Consider the following 17,932-nt stretch of genomic DNA (forward strand, 5'->3'; position numbering starts at 1 on the left):
TCTACGCGCCATAGTATATAACAAAGTCAGGTAAAATTGCGAGCTTAGTCCAGAGATAAACGCGTTGCTAAATTATGTACTTTGCTGTTACTTACAATGTGGCTTTTAGCTGATATTTCAAGGGGATTAATCGATGTGGATAGTGGGTATGGGGAAGTTTAGACACAAAAAAAGGAGCTAAAAAGCTCCCCTTTTGATAATCAAGTTCTTAGCGACGTAGGCCAAGCTCTTTGATTAACGCAGTGTAACGCGAGATATCTTTACCTTTAAGGTAATCAAGCAGTTTACGGCGAGTGCTTACTTTACGAAGCAGACCACGACGTGAGTGGAAGTCATGCTTGTGATCAGCAAAGTGACCTTGAAGCTTGTTGATATCAAAAGTAAGTAATGCTACTTGTACTTCAGGTGAACCAGTGTCGCCTTCAGCGCGTGCGAATTTAGCAATGATATCGATTTTTTCTTGATTGCTTAGTGACATAATAACTCCAAAAGTTAAATTTAATAGGTGCTTTAGCCGATCACTAATTCAGCCAAAACGATTAAGCGGGCGTATTCTACCAATTATCAGCATAACTACAAGTTAAACTTTACTCTGGTTGTTGATTAGACAAGCCACGCTTTGATTTTAAATGGCCATCAGGATTACGTTCGCCCGTACCAATAAATATTCCGTCAGCCAGGACTTTAATTGCACCTTCAGGCAGGGCTTTACCCAACACCACAGCTTGACCATGGCTAAATGCCATTCCCTGCTCTTTAGTAATTTCCACAACGGGTAAATCAACTAACGCGGTATCCATTGGCAATAATAGTTCGTCAAGGTAAGTGGAAGGCGCAACGTCTTGTTCTTTCGCTTGATTTAATAACGTTTCTAACTGCTCAAGTGTGACCATTTTATCTGCAGGGTAATGCCCTACAGCACTACGATGCAGCATAATCACATGCGCGCCGCAGCCTAAGTTTTCACCTAAATCATCAACGATAGTACGAATATACGTACCTTTAGATACATGTGCGGTCATTTGTATTTCGTTAGCTTGCTCATCAAACTCATCAAGCGTTAAGCTAAATACGTTAATTTTTCGACATTTGCGAGGAACTTCTATGCCTTCACGCGCATATTTATATAAAGGTTTACCTTCATATTTAAGCGCTGAATACATTGATGGATATTGGTCTGACTCACCTAAAAACTTAGCAATCTCTTCGCTTAGTAATTGGGAAGTAACATTCACATCGCGAGTTTCGACCACTTCGCCATCAGAGTCTGATGTGGTAGTACGTTCACCTAGCTTAGCTCGAACAACATAGGTTTTATCTGTATCGAGTAAAAACTGGGTAAACTTAGTCGCTTCACCAAAACAAATTGGCAGCATGCCGGTCGCAAGCGGATCAAGCGCACCTGTGTGCCCCGCTTTTTGCGCAAAATAAATACCTTTAGCCTGCTGTAATGCCTTGTTTGATGAAATGCCTTCTGGTTTGTTTAACAACAAAATACCATCAACTGGACGGCCTTTACTGCGTCTTGCCATTAGTCTTTAGTGCCTTCTTCGCTATCTGTTTCATCATCAACATGCTTAGCATTATCTTCACGAATGATAGAGTCCACTAAGTTAGAGATGCGCATCCCTTCCATTAATGAGTTGTCAACCACAAATTTAAGCTCTGGCATAATACGTGCGCGAATACGTTTACCTAGTAACGAACGGATATAGCCCGTTGCTTCGTTCAGTACTTTTGCACTCTGTTTTGCTGCATTTTCGTCTTCAGTGTTAAACACCGTGATAAAAACTTTGGCATAAGATAAATCGCGTGATACTTCTACCGCAGACACTGTCACCATGCCTAAGCGCGGATCTTTAATTTCGCGTTGTAGAATCACAGCAATTTCTTTTTGAATTTGCTGAGCAACACGATCAGTGCGAGAAAATTCTCTCATTTCACTTTCCTAAAATTATAACTTATTGAAAAACAATAATAAGTTAACTAAATAATGGATACACAAATGGGGGCTGAGCCCCCATTTAAAATCTTAGCATAGGTTATGTTGGGCTATCGAGGTACGACCTTGAATGTCCAACAACACCTAACAACAATTAAAGACTACGTTGTACTTCAACTGTTTCAAATACTTCGATTTGGTCACCAACGCGAACGTCATTGTAGTTCTTAACGCCGATACCACATTCCATGCCGTTACGAACGTCTTGTACGTCATCTTTAAAGCGACGTAATGACTCAAGTTCACCTTCGTAAATAACCACGTTATCACGAAGTACACGAATTGGTGCGCTACGTTTGATAGTACCTTCAGTAACCATACAACCAGCAATTGCGCCAATTTTTGGAGACTTAAATACATCACGTACTTCAGCAAGACCAATGATCTCTTGTTTAAACTCAGGAGCAAGCATACCAGACATGGCTTGCTTAACTTCTTCGATAAGTGCGTAAATTACGCTGTAGTAACGAAGGTCTAAGTTTTCAGAGTCAATCACTTTACGCGCTGATGCATCGGCACGAACGTTAAAGCCAACTACGATTGCGTTAGACGCTGCAGCAAGAGTTGCATCTGTTTCAGTGATACCACCAACACCAGAACCAACAATCTTCACTTTTACTTCATCAGTAGAAAGTTTAGTTAGTGAGTCTGAAATTGCTTCAATTGAACCTTGAACGTCTGCTTTAAGTACCACGTTAACTTCAGACACGTCGCCTTCAGTCATGTTAGTAAACATGTTTTCAAGCTTCGCTTTTTGCTGACGCGCTAATTTAACATCGCGGAATTTACCTTGACGGTAAAGTGCAACTTCACGTGCTTTACGCTCGTCTTTAACTACTGTCGCTTCATCACCTGCAGCTGGAATACCAGAAAGACCTAAAATCTCAACAGGAATAGAAGGACCCGCAGATTTAATGTCTTTACCGTTTTCATCGCGCATTGCACGAACACGGCCATACTCAAGACCACATAATACAATGTCACCTTGGTTAAGCGTACCTGATTGAACAAGGATAGACGCTACTGGACCACGGCCTTTATCAAGACGTGATTCAATAACAACACCTGCAGCCATACCTTCGCTAGGTGCATTTAGTTCTAACAGCTCAGATTGCATTAATACTGCTTCTAAAAGGTCATCAATACCAAGACCTGTTTTAGCTGAGATGTGAACGTATTGCGTATCACCGCCCCAATCTTCTGGGATAACGTCTAGCTGAGCTAGCTCGTTTTTAACACGGTCTGGATCTGCGCCTTCTTTATCCATTTTGTTAACAGCAATGATTAAAGGAACGCCAGCTGCGCGAGCATGCTGTACCGCTTCTTTAGTTTGTGGCATTACACCATCATCGGCTGCAACTACTAGGATTACGATATCAGTCGCTTTTGCACCACGAGCACGCATAGATGTAAATGCGGCGTGACCCGGAGTATCTAGGAAAGTGATCATGTTGCCGTTAGTTTCAACGTGGTATGCACCAATGTGCTGCGTAATACCACCGGCTTCGCCTGAAGCAACTTTAGCTGAACGAATGTAATCAAGCGTTGACGTTTTACCGTGGTCAACGTGACCCATAACAGTTACTACTGGAGCACGAGGCTCAGACTTACCATCTTCGTGGCGGTCGTTAAGTACTGTTTGCTCTAATTCGTTTTCTTTAACGATGATAACTTTATGGCCCATTTCTTCTGCAACAAGTTGCGCAGTTTCTTGGTCAATAACTTGGTTAATCGTAACCATGTCACCCATTTTCATCATTGTTTTTACAACTTCAGCGCCTTTAACAGCCATGCGTGACGCAAGCTCAGCAACTGTAATTGTTTCACTAATACGCACTTCGTTTTTAACATCAGCCGTTGGTTTTTGGAAACCGTGCTGTAATGACGCTGGCGCTTTTAGCTTACCTTTTTTACCTTTAGACGCTGCAAATTTATCTTTTGCTGGCGCTTTTTTCTTTTTCTTCGCACGGCGTGAGCCTTGCTCTTCGCGAGCATCTGCTACATCTTCTGCTTCACGTGCGTAAGTTGAAGTCGTAAGGTGGTGATCCGCGGTTTCTTCGCGTTTCTTACGTTCTTCTTCTTCTTTCTTCCAGCGTGCTGAATTCTCTTCAGCTAGCTTTCTTGCCTCTTCTGCTTGACGTTTCGCTTCTTCTTCAGCTTTCTTCAATGCGGCCTCTTCTGCTTCTTTTTGCAGACGCTCAGCTTCGATGCGATCTTTCTCAGACTTAGCACTTTGCTCAGGGGTCATCTGCTGTTGTTTCGCTTTACGCTCAGCATCTGCTTTGCGTTTAGCTTCTTCTTTGGCTTTACGATCAGCGTCTTCTTTCGCTTTACGTTCTGCCTCTTGTTTCGCTTTCAATTCTGCGGCTTCTTGTTCAGCTTTTTGCTGCCCTTCAAGACGCGCTTTTTCTTCAGCGGCTAGACGTTGCTGTTCTTGCTCTTGCTCAACAGCACTTTTTTTCACGTAAGTGCGGGTTTTGCGAACTTCAACTTGCACAGCCTTTGCTTTACCCGTAGAGCCAGTCACACTTAATGTGCTTTTGCTCTTACGTTGCAATGTCATGCGCGCTGGACCTTCAGATCCAGTACCGCCATGTTGCTTGCTTAGGTGATCAAGTAACGTCGCTTTTTCAGCTTCTGTTACATTATCGCCTGCTTGTTTAGTAATACCGGCTTGTGAAAACTGCTGTAGCAATTTATCAACAGTTGTACCTATATCACCGGCTAGTTTTTCAACATTTACTTCTGCCATAGTCTCTAATACCTCCGTTAATAAATTACTCGTCTGCAAACCAACAAATATTACGTGCAGCCATAATTAGCTCGCCCGCTTTCTCTGCAGATAGCTCTGTAATATCTACAAGCTCATCAATGCCTTGCTCAGCTAAGTCTTCAAGTGTTACTACACCCTTGCTTGCCATAACAAATGCTAAATGACGCTCTAAGCCTTCAAGCGCAAGTAAGTCTTCAGCAGGCTCAGCGCCTTCTAAGCTTTCTTCCGTTTTAAGGGCTTTCGTTGTTAATGCATCTTTTGCACGTGAACGTAATACGTCCACTGTTTCTTCATCTAAGCCGTCGATTTCTAAAAACTCAGAAGCAGGTACATACGCAACTTCTTCAAGTGTTGAGAAACCTTCGTTGATAAGTAATGACGCAAACTCGTCATCAATATCTAAGTTTTCAGTAAATAAGTTAATTAACTTATCTGACTCAGCTTCGTTCTTAGCGCGCATTTCATCAACGGTCATTACGTTTAATTCCCAGCCAGTTAACTGGCTTGCTAAACGTACGTTTTGACCATTACGACCAATAGCTTGTGCTAAGTTATCAGCTTCAACAGCAATATCCATTGAGTGAGTGTCTTCATCCATTACGATTGAAGCCACTTCTGCTGGTGCCATTGCGTTAATAACAAACTGTGCTGGGTTGTCATCGTAAAGTACGATATCAACACGCTCACCGCCAAGTTCTGACGATACCGCTTGAACACGTGCGCCACGCATACCAACACACGCACCTACAGGGTCTATACGCTTATCATTAGACTTAACTGCGATTTTAGCGCGTGAACCTGGATCACGAGCTGCGGCACGTAATTCAATCATCTCTTCGCCAATTTCTGGCACCTCAATGCGGAATAATTCCATCAGCATTTCTGGTTTAGAACGGGTTACAAATAACTGTGCACCACGTGCTTCTGGTTTAACTTCATATAGAAGACCACGAATACGATCGCCTGGGCGGAAGTTTTCACGTGGCAGCATGTCGTCACGGTAAATAACCGCTTCTGCGTTATTACCTAAATCAAGTACGATTGCATCACGCGTTGCTTTTTTAACAACACCCGTTACTAGCTCGCCTTGCTGATCTTTGTACGCTTCAACCACTAAGGCACGCTCTGCTTCACGTACTTTTTGTACGATTACTTGCTTAGCCATTTGTGTTGTTATGCGGTCAAATTTAATTGATTCAATCTGCTCTTCTACGTAGTCGCCCATTTTCAAGTCTGGTTCTTCAACTTGAGCAGCTTCTAACGTGATTTCGCTGTATGGATTCTCTAAAGAACCATCTTCTAATACTTCAGCTATTTGCCAGCGACGGAATGTATCGTAATCGCCAGTTTTGCGGTCAATTGCAACACGTACATCAATTTCACCATCATGCTTTTTCTTTGTCGCTGTCGCTAATGCGAACTCTAGAGCTTCAAAAATCTTTTCTTTTGGAACCGCTTTCTCATTGGAAACGGCTTCAGCAACCAATAATATCTCTTTTGCCATGGGTAATGCCTCGCTTGCCCTATTCCTTCGCACTCGAATTAAAACTTTGCGATTATGTTCGCACGTTCAATGTTACTAAGCATGATTAAATGCTCTGCACCATCGCTAGATAATGTGATCATATCGCTGCTAACTGCTATTAAGTCGCCTTTAAAATTACGACGACCGTCTTGTGGAAGCTTAGTACGCACGCGTACTTCCTCTCCTTGCGCCTGCTCGTAGTGATCTTGTTTGAATAATGGACGATCAACACCAGGAGACGACACTTCCAAATCATATTCGTTTGTAATCGGGTCTTCGACGTCTAAAATCGCACTAATTTGACGACTTGCATCTGCGCAGTTGTCAACTGAAATTCCATCCTCGTGAGCAATGTATACTCTTAAGGTAGAATGGCGACCCGCTTGTACAAACTCAAGACCATGTAATTCAAAGCCTAGCATTTCTACCGCAGGCGTTAACATGGTTACTAAATCTTGTTCAAGTTTTGTCACGAAAATCCTCCATACAAACAAAAAAAGGGCTTATAGCCCTAAAATACTGAGTTTAAATTTTGATTTAATCGATAAACATTAAATCAAACGGTGCAGATACAACAACGCCCCGAACCAAGCGGGGCGTCACACCAAAAAACGCAAAACTGTGTGGCCTAGGGCCAAGCTTGGTTGCGAGTCAGTACCCTGACCAAATTAAACTTCATTAGCTTAAACGCAAAACGCGCATTACTTAGAATGCGCGATATAAAGTAGTAAGTTTAAACCTACTATTAAGATTGGTTGCGGGAGCCGGATTTGAACCAACGACCTTCGGGTTATGAGCCCGACGAGCTACCAGACTGCTCCATCCCGCGCCAATAGATAAAAAGTTAATAACTTAATATCGCTGTTAGTAAATTTTATAACCTACTAAACAATGGCCGCTATTATAAGGATGTGCCGCTAAATTAGCAACCATAATAACTAATAAGTTGATAAAAAAAGCAACCTAGTTTATCGCCTTACCTACACTATGTTTGCTATAAAATTTGAATCGTTACAATCAACCGCTGTATTAAATTGCATTCGGTGCTCTATTATTAAGTAACCTTTAGGAAATAGATCGCTTTTAAAAATATCACGTATAAGAGTGAATTTTGGCTAATTATGAAAAAATACAACACACTAAAATTGATTTTAGGTGATCAGCTCAATCCTGCTCATTCGTGGTTTAAAGACAAATCAGACGACACAGTATTTGTTATTGCTGAGCTTATACAAGAAGCACACTATGTAAAACACCATGTGCAAAAAATATCAGCCTTTTTTAAAGCCATGGAAAACTTCGCTAATGCATTAAAAGATGCTGGCTTCAATGTTTTACATCTCACGCTAGATGACACCAAAGACGATGATGACTTACCCGCTCTTTTAACGCGTTTAGCCAAGCAGCATGAATGTACCTCTATTGAATATCAATACCCAGATGAGTACCGTTTAAAAACACAGCTTCACGAATTCGCGACTAATAGCGAGTTAACGGTGAATGCCTGTGACAGCGAGCATTTTTTATTAGCATTTAACGACATAGATAAACGCTTTAAAAAAGATAAACACGTCACCATGGAGCATTTTTATCGGGCAATGCGTAAGCAGTTTGATATTTTAATGGACGATGACAAACCTGCCGGTGGGCAATGGAACTTTGATGCCAATAACCGTAATAAGTTTTCAAAAAGTGATTTAGCCGATATTCCTGGGCCTAAATTATTTAAAAATGACGTGAGTGCCATTATTGAGCGCTTAGATTCGCATAACGTAGAATATTTTGGACAAATAGAAACTCAGTTAAGCTGGCCAACAACCCGTAAGCAAGCAATAAGTACGCTTGATCATTTTTGTGCGCATTTACTACCTCGATTTGGTCAGTTTCAAGATGCGATGACAGATCAATGTCCTGATAAAGATACCTTTTATCACAGCCGGTTATCGTTTGCGTTAAATGCCAAAATTTTACACCCTCGCTATGTTATCGACCGCGTGGTTAAAGAGTTCCACCAACGTCAAGATGAAATATCTATTTCTCAGGTTGAAGGCTTTATTCGCCAAGTTCTGGGTTGGCGCGAATATGTGCGTGGCGTGTATTGGAAAAACATGCCCGATTACGCCAACAAAAACCAGCTTAATGCAACTCGTGTACTGCCGAGTTATTTTTGGAATGGTAAAACAAAAATGAATTGCTTAAGCCACTCATTAACACAAAGCTTAGACAGCGCGTATGCCCATCATATTCAGCGCTTAATGGTAATAGGCAATTTTTGTTTATTAACCGCCATCAGTCCCGATGAAGTGGATGAATGGTATTTAGGTGTTTATATCGATGCAATTGAATGGGTAGAAATGCCTAACGCCCGAGGGATGAGCCAGTTTGCTGACGATGGCATCATAGCCACTAAGCCTTATGCGGCTAGCGGCAACTATATAAATAAAATGAGCGACTACTGTAAAAGCTGCCAATACAAAGTAAAAGAAAAAGTGGGTAAAGACGCGTGTCCGCTAAACAGCCTCTACTGGCAGTTTATGCAAAAACACCGAGAACGACTTGAGAAAAACCCGCGAATAGGCATGGTTTATCGTAATTGGGATAAACAAGATGAATCATTGCGCCAAGAAACCTTAGAGCAAGCTAACAACTATTTAAATAATATTGAAAAGCTATAAATATAAATGCCGTCAATTGGCGGCAGTATCCTTGATAGTTAATATTAAAGTACCAAAATCAGGGAATATTGTTAATTTAATGTTTAATTTATTTGTCATGTCAGTGTAATGAGCTTATTTTTTAATAGCACCTCTTACTCCAAACTATGATGAGAATAAAATGAAAAAACAATTAATTGCAGCGACACTTTTATTACTCGGTACAAGCCAAGCTCAAGCTTTTAGTCAAGAAACTCACAAACGTATTGTTCTAGATGCCGTAAATTATATGCAGCAACACCCAGCCAGCACCGAATATGCTGCCCTACGTCAGTACGCTGCACAAAACAATCTGACAATCTCTGAATTAGCCGAGCTGCTGGGACAAGCTGCTTATGACGTAGATGACTTTGAAGACACCTTTTTCTGTGGTGCTATTACAGGTTCCTGTGTTCAAGCGCCAGTATGGGGAGCAGCGCAAAGTATAGTTAAATATACAAGCTATTGGCATTTTCAAAATCATACCCAAGGTGCAGACCAACATGGAAACGATTTTGGTGGTTATAATTATGAGAAGCTCACCGTTTGGGGCACTATTGATAATCTTGCATCTGCTTGGCTTAAAGGTGACTATCTTGATGATGGTAAAGGGGGGGAAACAGGTTGGTTCAATGCCGACTCTTCAAAATATAACAGTTATGGTGTAACAGAATCTCACTACAGAATCGATAGCAACTCAACCTATTCTATGTACGATGACTTTGAAGAAATGCCATTTCAACCTATCGATAATTTAGGCCAATATTGGTATCAAAGTTACTTACAAAGCGGAAATCCTCAAGTATTAGGGTTTGTATTTCATACTACTGATTTATTACAACCTCACCACACATGGACCACATCAGACCTTAACCACTCTAGCTGGGAAAGTTGGGTAAAAGATTACTATGATCAAGAGCAGCTCAACGATTTATCTCTCGTTACTCAAGCAATGCAAACGTTCTCGCCTTTAGATAAAAATAGCCAAGATGTTCGCCCATTATTAACTCAAGGCGGTTCATTTTCTTATGCACAAGGTGGGATTGTACTCAACTCAGAAGATCATTTTGATCGCCTTAATATAGCTAAGCAAGTAGTGCCGCATGCAATAGCAATGGTAGTGCACTTATTAAACCACGCCATGGTTGCTCGCTAATGAAAAAAGTGGCTATTTTAGTGATTACATTACTAGGGGCTTTTTACCACTCCCTAGTAATGGCCTCATTTACACAATACAGTAGTGATGAAGTTAACTTTATGCATCGTGCTTATTTAAAGCACAAACCTGAAATTACAATCAATGAAGTTAGAACTCGTCTTTATGAGAATCAGTTTTTATTACAACAAGCAGCGCTAAAAACACCAGCAATAATAAAACGACAATCTGCCGTTGGTTTTAGTACTCAATACCATGTTGAACGTTACTTAAAAAATCTGTTCGATTCGCAGTTAGCTATAAAGGCACAGTCAAGTCAGGTAAAGCTTGACACTTATGATAGTCAATGGCTTAAACACACATTAGGACCCTACCCTAAAAATGGCCAATATGTGCAAAGCTTGATTAAAAAAATGCAGCAGATCGATTTAACCCCTATTTTGTATAAACCTATTAATTTATATGAATTTATCGATGCACTATCAATGCAGGTACGTTTTAAACTCCATAGAGGCGATAGTAAGCTATTCAAAAGTGAATTAATAAAAAAACGGCAATTCAATATAGCGTTTTCAAAAGCCAAACCGATTTTGGCAAAACAGAATATTGATATTGAACATCTGTATGAAATAGCTAAAGGAGATATTTTGCGCCCCTCCATTCAAAGCTGGCTAGGCATAAATACAATGATGCATATGCAGAGCCCTGTTCTTGAAAAGCTAGAGAAACAAGTAAACAAAAGCGAAATTAAAGCGTTTTATCAAGCAAATAAATCGCAGTTTAAATTTTTAAGCCAAGTGAAAGCCCACGGAGCCCAATTTGCTAGTCGAACCAATGCTGTAGACTTTCGCACGTTGGCGGATAACAAATCACTTAAACAAGCATTAGTAATATCAGGAAAACAAGATATATATGCTCAATACAATAGTGAATTAAATCGCAAAAACAAAAGTAGTTGGGTTGTACAACTTGCGTTCACAACTAAAGAAAACACCATTTCTGCTGTTATACGTACACCTAGAGGTGAATGGGTGGTGATACACAGTTATGAGCATCAGTTTGATTACTTTTCGCCAGAAGATGAAACCGTTCGATACCAAGCAACAAAGGCCATCGCAAAACAAAAAGCGGCACAACAGTATGAAAATAACTGGCTCAAGTGGCAAAATAAGACGGGAGTAATTTTATGAGTAAAAAAAATTTCTTTTCTGTCATTGCTTTAGCTTGTGTTGGTATTTACACACTTTTCACTCATTATACTAGCAAACCAACAATAGAGAATATTGATGGTCTTAACCAAGCTAAAAGTGTCAAGCAAATAACGTCCCTTGAACTTACTGCTGCTGACATGACTCAAGAGTTGGAAAGCACGCAATTGAAAACGGTTGCAACTAGTAATACTAGCTCTCAGCCCTTACCAACAATAACCTCTGTGGCCTATTTACCCAACATAGTAAAAAATACTCAGCCAGTGGCTCAGTACAATGGTGATCTAAATAATCACCAGGCATATCAAGATTTCCACCTTGAACAGCAAAGACAGCTCGAACAACGTTTTGTTGTTGCTGCAAAAGCCAAAATATTAAAACTTGAAGACTTACTTGCTAAAGGCCGACAAAAAAAGCTTTCACAAGAACAACTACAAGTTGCAATAGATAAAATTAACGCTCTAAAACAAATGCAAATAGATTTAAAAGACTAACAACGCAAAAAGCCGCCAAATGGCGGCTTTTCACAGGGAAAATACGTGTGCTATCTAAGCTATTTACTTTCTAGCATATTGCCTGAGCCAATTTCAATTTTACGTGGCTTCAGCGCTTCTGGGATCTCACGTTCAAGGTCGATGCTTAGTAAGCCGTTAGCTAGGTCTGCGCCAAGTACTTTAACGTGGTCACCTAACTGGAACTTACGCTCAAAGTTGCGCTCGGCAATGCCTTGATGAATGAATTTACGTTCATCGTTTTGATCTTTACCTGCTTTAGTGCCTGATACAACTAACGTGTTGTTTTCAGATTGCAGGCTTAACTCGTCTTCACTAAATCCAGCAACTGCCATAGTGATACGGTATTTGTCTTTATCAAGTGCTTCGATGTTGTATGGAGGAAAACTTGGCTGCTTGTCAGTTCGTGCAGCGGCATCCATTAATGATGCTAAGTGATCGAAACCAATGAATGAACGGTATAGGGGTGATAAATCTACTGTACGCATAATAATATCCTCATATTTAAGCGATATATTGCTGCCACTTTTCGTTTGAACAAGTAACGGCAAAATTTAATTAATAATATAACTTTCAAATAGTTCTGTTTAAATGAAGACCCATCAGGCGTCCTCAAATAACTATTTATGGGCGGACAATTTTATTTCAAGATTTTTTTATAAAATATTTTTTATTTTTTTACAGGCCCTAAAAAAAGCGAACACAATAATCGTTTTTTTGCACTGTAATAAATAATGAAATTAGTTACACTAGGGTCAACTAATTTGAGGAGAGCGTTATGTTAACAGTAATTTTTGGCCGTGAAGGCTGCCCTTTTTGTGTTCGCGCTAAAGATGTTGCAGAGCAACTTGCTAATGACCGCGATGATTTTAAATACCGCTACATCGACATCATCAAAGAAGGTATCAGTAAAGAAGATTTAGAGAAATCTGCAGGCAAGCCATGTCCGACTGTGCCACAAATTTTTGTAGACCAAACTCATATTGGTGGTTTTACAGAATTTGAAGCCTACGCCAAAGAAAACCTAGGCCTTTACCAGTAAATTTGTAGGTATATTGTTAACCAGCTTAATTAACGCACAACTTGAGCTGGTTAAATTTCGACCAACATCAACCACATATAAATTAGTTGTAATTTATACAAGCATTTGCCTCGTATTTCCTATACAATGCGCGCCTCTTTAAATTCGTTGAGGCGTATTAATGTCAGAACCAGTCACGTTTGAATCTCTAAATCTTTCTCCTGCAATTTTAAAGGCAGTTGAAGAGTTGGGTTACAAGACACCATCTGAAATCCAAGCTCAATGTATACCGTTATTGCTAGAAAGAAAGGACGTACTGGGACTAGCACAAACGGGTACAGGTAAAACAGCAGCATTTGCACTGCCATTACTAAATGATATTGACCCGTCTGTGAAACAGCCACAGATCCTTGTACTCACACCAACCCGTGAGCTTGCGATCCAAGTAGCTGAGGCATTTGAACAATATGCAAAACACACTCGTGGTGTTGAAGTACTGGCACTATATGGTGGCCAGAGCTACAGCATCCAGTTGAGCGCACTTCGTCGTGGCGCACAGATTATTGTTGCTACACCGGGTCGTTTAATCGATCACATAAACCGTGGCACTATCAAGTTTGATGCTTTACAAGCACTTGTACTTGATGAAGCCGATGAAATGCTACGTATGGGCTTTATCGATGATGTTGAAAACATCATGGAAAAAACGCCGCGTGAAAAGCAAACATGTCTTTTCTCTGCGACTATGCCTAAGCAAATTCAAAACATCAGCAGCAAATATATGAACAATCCTGAACAGGTTCATATTTCTGCACGCAACTCAACTGTATCGTCAGTAGAGCAAGTGTTTTGGAATGCACACGTACATAAAAACAAAGCCATTGTTCGTTTCTTAGAAGCAGAACAATATGAAGGTGCTATTGTTTTCGTACGTACACGTAACGATACAGTACAACTAGCTGAGTTATTAGAGCGCGAAGGTTTTTCTGCTGCACCACTTAACGGTGACATGAACCAGCAAGCGCGTGAGCGCACAGTTGATCGTTTAAAAAGCGGCATGCTAAACGTTGTTATTGCAACAGACGTAGCGGCACGTGGTCTTGATGTAGACCGTTTAAGCTTAGTTATCAACTACGACATTCCACAAGATTCTGAAGCCTACGTTCACCGTATCGGCCGTACAGGTCGTGCTGGTCGTACTGGTAAAGCGATTCTTTTCGTTAAGCATAACGAGCGTTATTTACTTAAAAATATCATTCGTCATACTAAATCTGAAATCGCACAAGTTGAATTACCAACAGCTAAAGTTGTTGAAGAGAAACGTATCAATGCGCTTCAAGAAAAGCTTACGCTTGCACTTGAAAACAAAGATATTACTTTCTTCAACGAAGTGGCTGCCAACATGGCACAAAAACTTGAGCTTGCTCCTGAAGACTTAGCGGGTGCATTACTGTGTTTAGCACAGCAACAATCACCAATTAAAGTTGAAGAAGTTAAGATTCAACCGCGTGAACGTAACGAACGCAACCCTCGCAACGACCGTAATGATCGTGGTGACCGTGGTCGTCGTAACGAACGTGGCGGTGAGCGCGCTGAGCGTAAACCTCGCGAGCGTAATAGCCGTGATGCAGGTCCTATGGATACGTACCGTATCGAAGTAGGTCGTGAGCATGGTGTTCAGGTTAAGAACATTGTTGGTGCAATTGCTAACGAAGCAGACATTTCAAGCAAGTTTATTGGTGACATTCGTCTTCACGACAGTCACAGTACGGTACAATTACCGCAAAACATGCCTAAAGATGTACTTGATCACTTCCAAAAAGTGTTTATTTGTAAACGCCCAATGGGTATGACATTAACACAAGATCAAGGCCCTTCTGAGCCACGCGGCGAGCGTTCTGAACGCCCTGCTGGTGACAAGAAGCGTAGCTTTAATAAAGATGGTCAACGCCCTGATAAGCGTAGCGGCCCTCGTAAAGAACGTCGCCCAGTTAGCTTCACCGCTAAGTAAGCAACGACTCTTTAATAAAAAAACCTTGGCATGAAAGTGCCAAGGTTTTTTTGTGTCTAGAATTCAGGTATCAGGTCAGCTTAAATTCCGTAACTTGAAGCCGCTAGCCAGTATTAGGTACTTAACTAAAATATTGAATTAAAAATATTTTGTTTGTTTTCTCTAACCAGAGATTGCAGTGAAAACAAGGCGAAATTACGCGTCAATTACTAGCCATTGTAAGTAAATTCAACGCAATTAGCGTTGAAAAAGCTGCTTGAGATAGCTTTATTATCCAATAACTCAGATTACTTAATGTGTATAAACATGTTTTCTTTGATTTTTAAAACAATAAAATTTATGTAAACTAAGCAAAGGCTATAATTCACGGACGAATTAAAAATTGAAAAGAAATTACGACAACTTACTCTTTGTAGTAATAATGTTACCTATTTTATTATGCATCATTATTCCTATTTTAATGGACTTTACAGATCCACCATTTATCACAAATGAAATATACGACGTTATTTTCTTTATAGCATTCCCTATTATTTGTGGCGCATCATTCATCTATTTAAATATACTTGTATTCAATAAATATAGACGCTGCAGTAAATACAGAGAGCATCTTAAATATAGTTTTTCAGATACAAAAACGAAATTATCATTAATATTCGCGTACCCATTAATCCCTTTGTTAATCTATGCAAGTCTCTATTTTTTATTCTCTGCCCCCATTAAATTATGGGCTTACTACACGCAAGGCGACTATTGGTATAAGGAATATATCCTAACTGATGTACAAAAGTGTGGTTCTGATTATGAAGATAATTGTACTCGTTTATATTTTAAAGATCCTAAAACAAACGAAACTCATGATTTTAGGTGGTACGACGATAAGTCTACAATAATGAATAACAAAAACGATTATGTTTATATTTTTGGTGAGGCTAGTTTGTTTGGTTATATAGTGAGAGATTTAGAAAGGTAACTTAGACTTACTTTGAATATTACAGCACTTTTATATAAACCTCACTCGAGTGAGTGAGGTTTATGAATCAAGATATAAGTTAAGGCGCCACAGCGGGATACACGTAGCTGGCATCAAGTCCTAATGGGATACCGAGTGCCCAGTAGCCTAGCAAGAAGATACTCCAACCGATCATAAAGGCGATTGAATACGGTAGCATCATCGCGATAAGCGTACCTATGCCTGTGCCTTTAACGTATTTTTGACAGTACACCACCACCAGCGGGAAGTATGGCATTAGCGGGGTGATAATATTAGAGCTAGAATCTCCCACACGGTACGCTGCTTGCGTTAAGTCTGGCGAAATACCGAGCTGCATTAGCATAGGTACAAATACCGGACCTAATAGTGCCCACTTAGCCGAGCTTGAACCAACAAACAAGTTTACAAAACCAGTTAGGAAAATAATCCCTACCACCGTTACAGAGCTCGGTAACTCCATTGCTTTTAATACCTGAGCCCCTTCAATTGCCAGTAAGGCACCTAGGTTTGATTTACTAAATGCAGCAATAAATAATGAACAAAAGAATGCCATAACAATGTAATACGCCATACCATTCATGGCTTTGCTCATCGCATCTATCATGTCTTTAGAGCTTTTAAAGGTGCCTACGGTAAAACCATATACTGCGCCTGGGATCCAAAACAGTAAGAAGATTAGCGGCACTATTGACTGCATTAGTGGTGAACTAAAGTTTGTTAAAGAGCCATCGCTGCTGCGCATCGCTGAATCAGCGGGTGCGGATACGTACGCTAATAACGCAATACCTGCAATCATTACGGAACTAGCAATAAGAAAGGCGCGCTTTTCGTCACTACGGGCATCTTCAAATGCTGGTAGGTCTTGAGTTTCACCATCTACTGGTGAATTTTTTAAACGTGGTTCAATAATTTTATCGGTGATGTACCAGCCTAACATTACAATAAATAAGCTTGATGCTGAAGCAAAGCCCCAGTTATTAAGCGGGTTAATGCTCATTGTTGGATTAATAATTTGTGCTGCACTTTGCGTAAAGCTTTGCAGTAACGGGTCAATCCCAGATGGAATAAAGTTAGCGCCAAAGCCACCGCTAACCCCTGCAAATGCCGCTGCAATACCGGCAAGCGGATGACGACCTGCTGCAAAAAATATTACCCCAGCAAGTGGAATAACCAGCACATACCCTGCATCGGTAGCCGTATGGCTCACAATAGCTACCAAAATAATTGAGGGTGTTAGTAATTTTCTAGGCGTTACTTTGAGCATTAATTTAAGGCCGGTATTAATAAAGCCCGAATGCTCTGCAACGCCTACACCTAGCATAGCAACCAGTACGACACCCAGTGGCGCAAAACCGGTGAATGTTTTTACCATAGAAGATAAAAAAGTGGCCAACGAATCGCTGGCAAGCATGTTATTAATAATAATGGCTTCGCCAGTACGAGGGTCTATTGCATCAAATGTGACGCTTGAAAACCACCAAGACAAAAACCAGATTAATAACATGGCAAACAAAAAGATAATTGCTGGATCAGGAAGCTTATTACCTACCCGCTCAACAAAATTTAAAAATCGCGCAACTATGCCAGTTGGCATTGTCGCATCATTATTGTTATTCATTTCACTTGTTCCCTAGAATTTAGACTGTGCTACTTTAGCGTATCTAAGGAATGAGGTAAATTTTAACTGAATAAACAAGTTCTTTTTTAGGCACAAAAAAACGCGGCTCAGTAGCCGCGCTATTTTTAATGAATAAAAAAAGCTTATGCGAGTGCTTTTACTTCATCCCATATTCTTACTACGAGTGCTTTATCATCTTCATTAAGTTCGCCATTGCGATAAGCTTTTACTAAGCTTTTTTCAACCGTGTCGTTTAGTTCTGCAATTTCTAGATTTAACTCTTCAACTTGTGCATAACCTACGGCTAAATCAAAGTGGCCGCGTAAATAACCGCCAGCAAATAACTCGTCATCGGTGGCTTTTATCACTAAATCATCAAAATATTGCTGCGCAGCATCTATGTAATTTACTAAACTCAT

At 40.4% G+C, this 17,932-nt stretch carries 15 protein-coding genes and 1 tRNA gene; 6 read left to right on the top strand and 10 right to left on the bottom strand.

Going from position 1 to position 17,932, the window contains the following annotated elements; genetic code table 11:
• Nucleotides 1-208: 208 nt before the first annotated feature.
• The 7 genes from rpsO to PUND_RS12195 form a co-directional block, all read right to left on the bottom strand.
• Nucleotides 209-478, bottom strand: a complete 270-nt coding sequence (rpsO, locus tag PUND_RS12165; protein ID WP_006793376.1) for a 30S ribosomal protein S15 — start codon at nucleotides 476-478, stop codon at nucleotides 209-211.
• Between the two features lie 109 nt (nucleotides 479-587).
• Nucleotides 588-1,532, bottom strand: coding sequence for a tRNA pseudouridine(55) synthase TruB (gene truB, locus PUND_RS12170; RefSeq protein ID WP_008114547.1), 945 nt, complete (start codon nucleotides 1,530-1,532; stop codon nucleotides 588-590).
• Complete coding sequence (gene rbfA, locus PUND_RS12175) at nucleotides 1,532-1,939, bottom strand: 30S ribosome-binding factor RbfA (RefSeq protein ID WP_008467148.1); 408 nt, start codon at nucleotides 1,937-1,939, stop codon at nucleotides 1,532-1,534. Before rbfA ends, truB begins: the two co-directional genes overlap by 1 nt.
• A gap of 157 nt (nucleotides 1,940-2,096) precedes the next feature.
• The gene (gene infB / locus PUND_RS12180; protein ID WP_010391393.1) at nucleotides 2,097-4,754 is read right to left on the bottom strand and encodes a translation initiation factor IF-2; all 2,658 of its coding nucleotides are present in this window, start codon (nucleotides 4,752-4,754) and stop codon (nucleotides 2,097-2,099) included.
• Between the two features lie 25 nt (nucleotides 4,755-4,779).
• Nucleotides 4,780-6,279: a transcription termination factor NusA gene (gene nusA / locus PUND_RS12185; RefSeq protein WP_010391392.1), complete on the bottom strand. Its 1,500-nt coding sequence runs from the start codon at nucleotides 6,277-6,279 to the stop codon at nucleotides 4,780-4,782.
• Between the two features lie 38 nt (nucleotides 6,280-6,317).
• Entirely contained in the window at nucleotides 6,318-6,773 is a 456-nt protein-coding gene (rimP, locus tag PUND_RS12190; RefSeq protein WP_008114543.1) for a ribosome maturation factor RimP, read from the bottom strand.
• A gap of 279 nt (nucleotides 6,774-7,052) precedes the next feature.
• A tRNA-Met gene (locus PUND_RS12195) sits at nucleotides 7,053-7,129 on the bottom strand.
• 292 nt (nucleotides 7,130-7,421) lie between these two features.
• On the opposite strand from PUND_RS12195, the gene PUND_RS12200 reads away from it, so the two are divergent.
• The 4 genes from PUND_RS12200 (at nucleotide 7,422) to PUND_RS12215 (ending at nucleotide 11,851) form a co-directional block, all read left to right on the top strand.
• Nucleotides 7,422-8,975 (top strand): cryptochrome/photolyase family protein, encoded by a 1,554-nt coding sequence (locus tag PUND_RS12200; protein WP_010391391.1) that lies wholly within the window; start codon nucleotides 7,422-7,424, stop codon nucleotides 8,973-8,975.
• A 160-nt stretch (nucleotides 8,976-9,135) separates the two neighbouring features.
• On the top strand, nucleotides 9,136-10,149 hold the full coding sequence (locus PUND_RS12205; protein ID WP_010391390.1) for a phospholipase C/P1 nuclease family protein: 1,014 nt from the start codon (nucleotides 9,136-9,138) through the stop codon (nucleotides 10,147-10,149).
• A complete protein-coding gene (locus PUND_RS12210; protein WP_010391389.1) occupies nucleotides 10,149-11,339 on the top strand; it encodes a peptidyl-prolyl cis-trans isomerase in 1,191 nt (396 codons plus the stop codon). Before PUND_RS12205 ends, PUND_RS12210 begins: the two co-directional genes overlap by 1 nt.
• Nucleotides 11,336-11,851, top strand: a complete 516-nt coding sequence (locus PUND_RS12215; protein WP_010391387.1) for a hypothetical protein — start codon at nucleotides 11,336-11,338, stop codon at nucleotides 11,849-11,851. The genes PUND_RS12210 and PUND_RS12215 overlap by 4 nt, the downstream gene beginning before the upstream one ends.
• Nucleotides 11,852-11,910: 59 nt before the next feature.
• Here the strand turns inward: PUND_RS12215 and PUND_RS12220 are convergent, their stop codons facing one another.
• On the bottom strand, nucleotides 11,911-12,357 hold the full coding sequence (locus tag PUND_RS12220; RefSeq protein WP_010391385.1) for an Hsp20 family protein: 447 nt from the start codon (nucleotides 12,355-12,357) through the stop codon (nucleotides 11,911-11,913).
• A gap of 290 nt (nucleotides 12,358-12,647) precedes the next feature.
• Here PUND_RS12220 and PUND_RS12225 point away from each other — a divergent pair, with 290 nt between their 5' ends.
• Both PUND_RS12225 and PUND_RS12230 read left to right on the top strand, forming a co-directional pair.
• Nucleotides 12,648-12,911, top strand: coding sequence for a GrxA family glutaredoxin (locus tag PUND_RS12225; protein WP_008114535.1), 264 nt, complete (start codon nucleotides 12,648-12,650; stop codon nucleotides 12,909-12,911).
• 160 nt (nucleotides 12,912-13,071) lie between these two features.
• Nucleotides 13,072-14,901: a DEAD/DEAH box helicase gene (locus PUND_RS12230; protein WP_010391384.1), complete on the top strand. Its 1,830-nt coding sequence runs from the start codon at nucleotides 13,072-13,074 to the stop codon at nucleotides 14,899-14,901.
• Nucleotides 14,902-15,953: 1,052 nt separating this feature from the next.
• On the opposite strand, the gene PUND_RS12235 is transcribed toward PUND_RS12230, so the two are convergent.
• Together PUND_RS12235 and PUND_RS12240 are read right to left on the bottom strand one after the other, a co-directional pair.
• The gene (locus PUND_RS12235) at nucleotides 15,954-17,513 is read right to left on the bottom strand and encodes an AbgT family transporter (protein ID WP_010391381.1); all 1,560 of its coding nucleotides are present in this window, start codon (nucleotides 17,511-17,513) and stop codon (nucleotides 15,954-15,956) included.
• Nucleotides 17,514-17,656: 143 nt separating this feature from the next.
• Complete coding sequence (locus PUND_RS12240) at nucleotides 17,657-17,932, bottom strand: YfcL family protein (protein ID WP_010391380.1); 276 nt, start codon at nucleotides 17,930-17,932, stop codon at nucleotides 17,657-17,659.

Origin of the sequence: Pseudoalteromonas undina (genome assembly GCF_000238275.3) — a bacterium.
Lineage (GTDB): Bacteria > Pseudomonadota > Gammaproteobacteria > Enterobacterales > Alteromonadaceae > Pseudoalteromonas > Pseudoalteromonas undina.

Bases quoted from the DNA above. Each gene is read 5' to 3' on its own strand.
- rpsO (WP_006793376.1), bottom strand. From the start codon at position 478: ATGTCACTAAGCAATCAAGAAAAAATCGATATCATTGCTAAATTCGCA.
- truB (WP_008114547.1), bottom strand. From the start codon at position 1,532: ATGGCAAGACGCAGTAAAGGCCGTCCAGTTGATGGTATTTTGTTGTTA.
- rbfA (WP_008467148.1), bottom strand. From the start codon at position 1,939: ATGAGAGAATTTTCTCGCACTGATCGTGTTGCTCAGCAAATTCAAAAA.
- infB (WP_010391393.1), bottom strand. From the start codon at position 4,754: ATGGCAGAAGTAAATGTTGAAAAACTAGCCGGTGATATAGGTACAACT.
- nusA (WP_010391392.1), bottom strand. From the start codon at position 6,279: ATGGCAAAAGAGATATTATTGGTTGCTGAAGCCGTTTCCAATGAGAAA.
- PUND_RS12200 (WP_010391391.1), top strand. From the start codon at position 7,422: ATGAAAAAATACAACACACTAAAATTGATTTTAGGTGATCAGCTCAAT.
- PUND_RS12205 (WP_010391390.1), top strand. From the start codon at position 9,136: ATGAAAAAACAATTAATTGCAGCGACACTTTTATTACTCGGTACAAGC.
- PUND_RS12210 (WP_010391389.1), top strand. From the start codon at position 10,149: ATGAAAAAAGTGGCTATTTTAGTGATTACATTACTAGGGGCTTTTTAC.
- PUND_RS12215 (WP_010391387.1), top strand. From the start codon at position 11,336: ATGAGTAAAAAAAATTTCTTTTCTGTCATTGCTTTAGCTTGTGTTGGT.
- PUND_RS12220 (WP_010391385.1), bottom strand. From the start codon at position 12,357: ATGCGTACAGTAGATTTATCACCCCTATACCGTTCATTCATTGGTTTC.
- PUND_RS12225 (WP_008114535.1), top strand. From the start codon at position 12,648: ATGTTAACAGTAATTTTTGGCCGTGAAGGCTGCCCTTTTTGTGTTCGC.
- PUND_RS12230 (WP_010391384.1), top strand. From the start codon at position 13,072: ATGTCAGAACCAGTCACGTTTGAATCTCTAAATCTTTCTCCTGCAATT.
- PUND_RS12235 (WP_010391381.1), bottom strand. From the start codon at position 17,513: ATGAATAACAATAATGATGCGACAATGCCAACTGGCATAGTTGCGCGA.
- PUND_RS12240 (WP_010391380.1), bottom strand. From the start codon at position 17,932: ATGAGTTTAGTAAATTACATAGATGCTGCGCAGCAATATTTTGATGAT.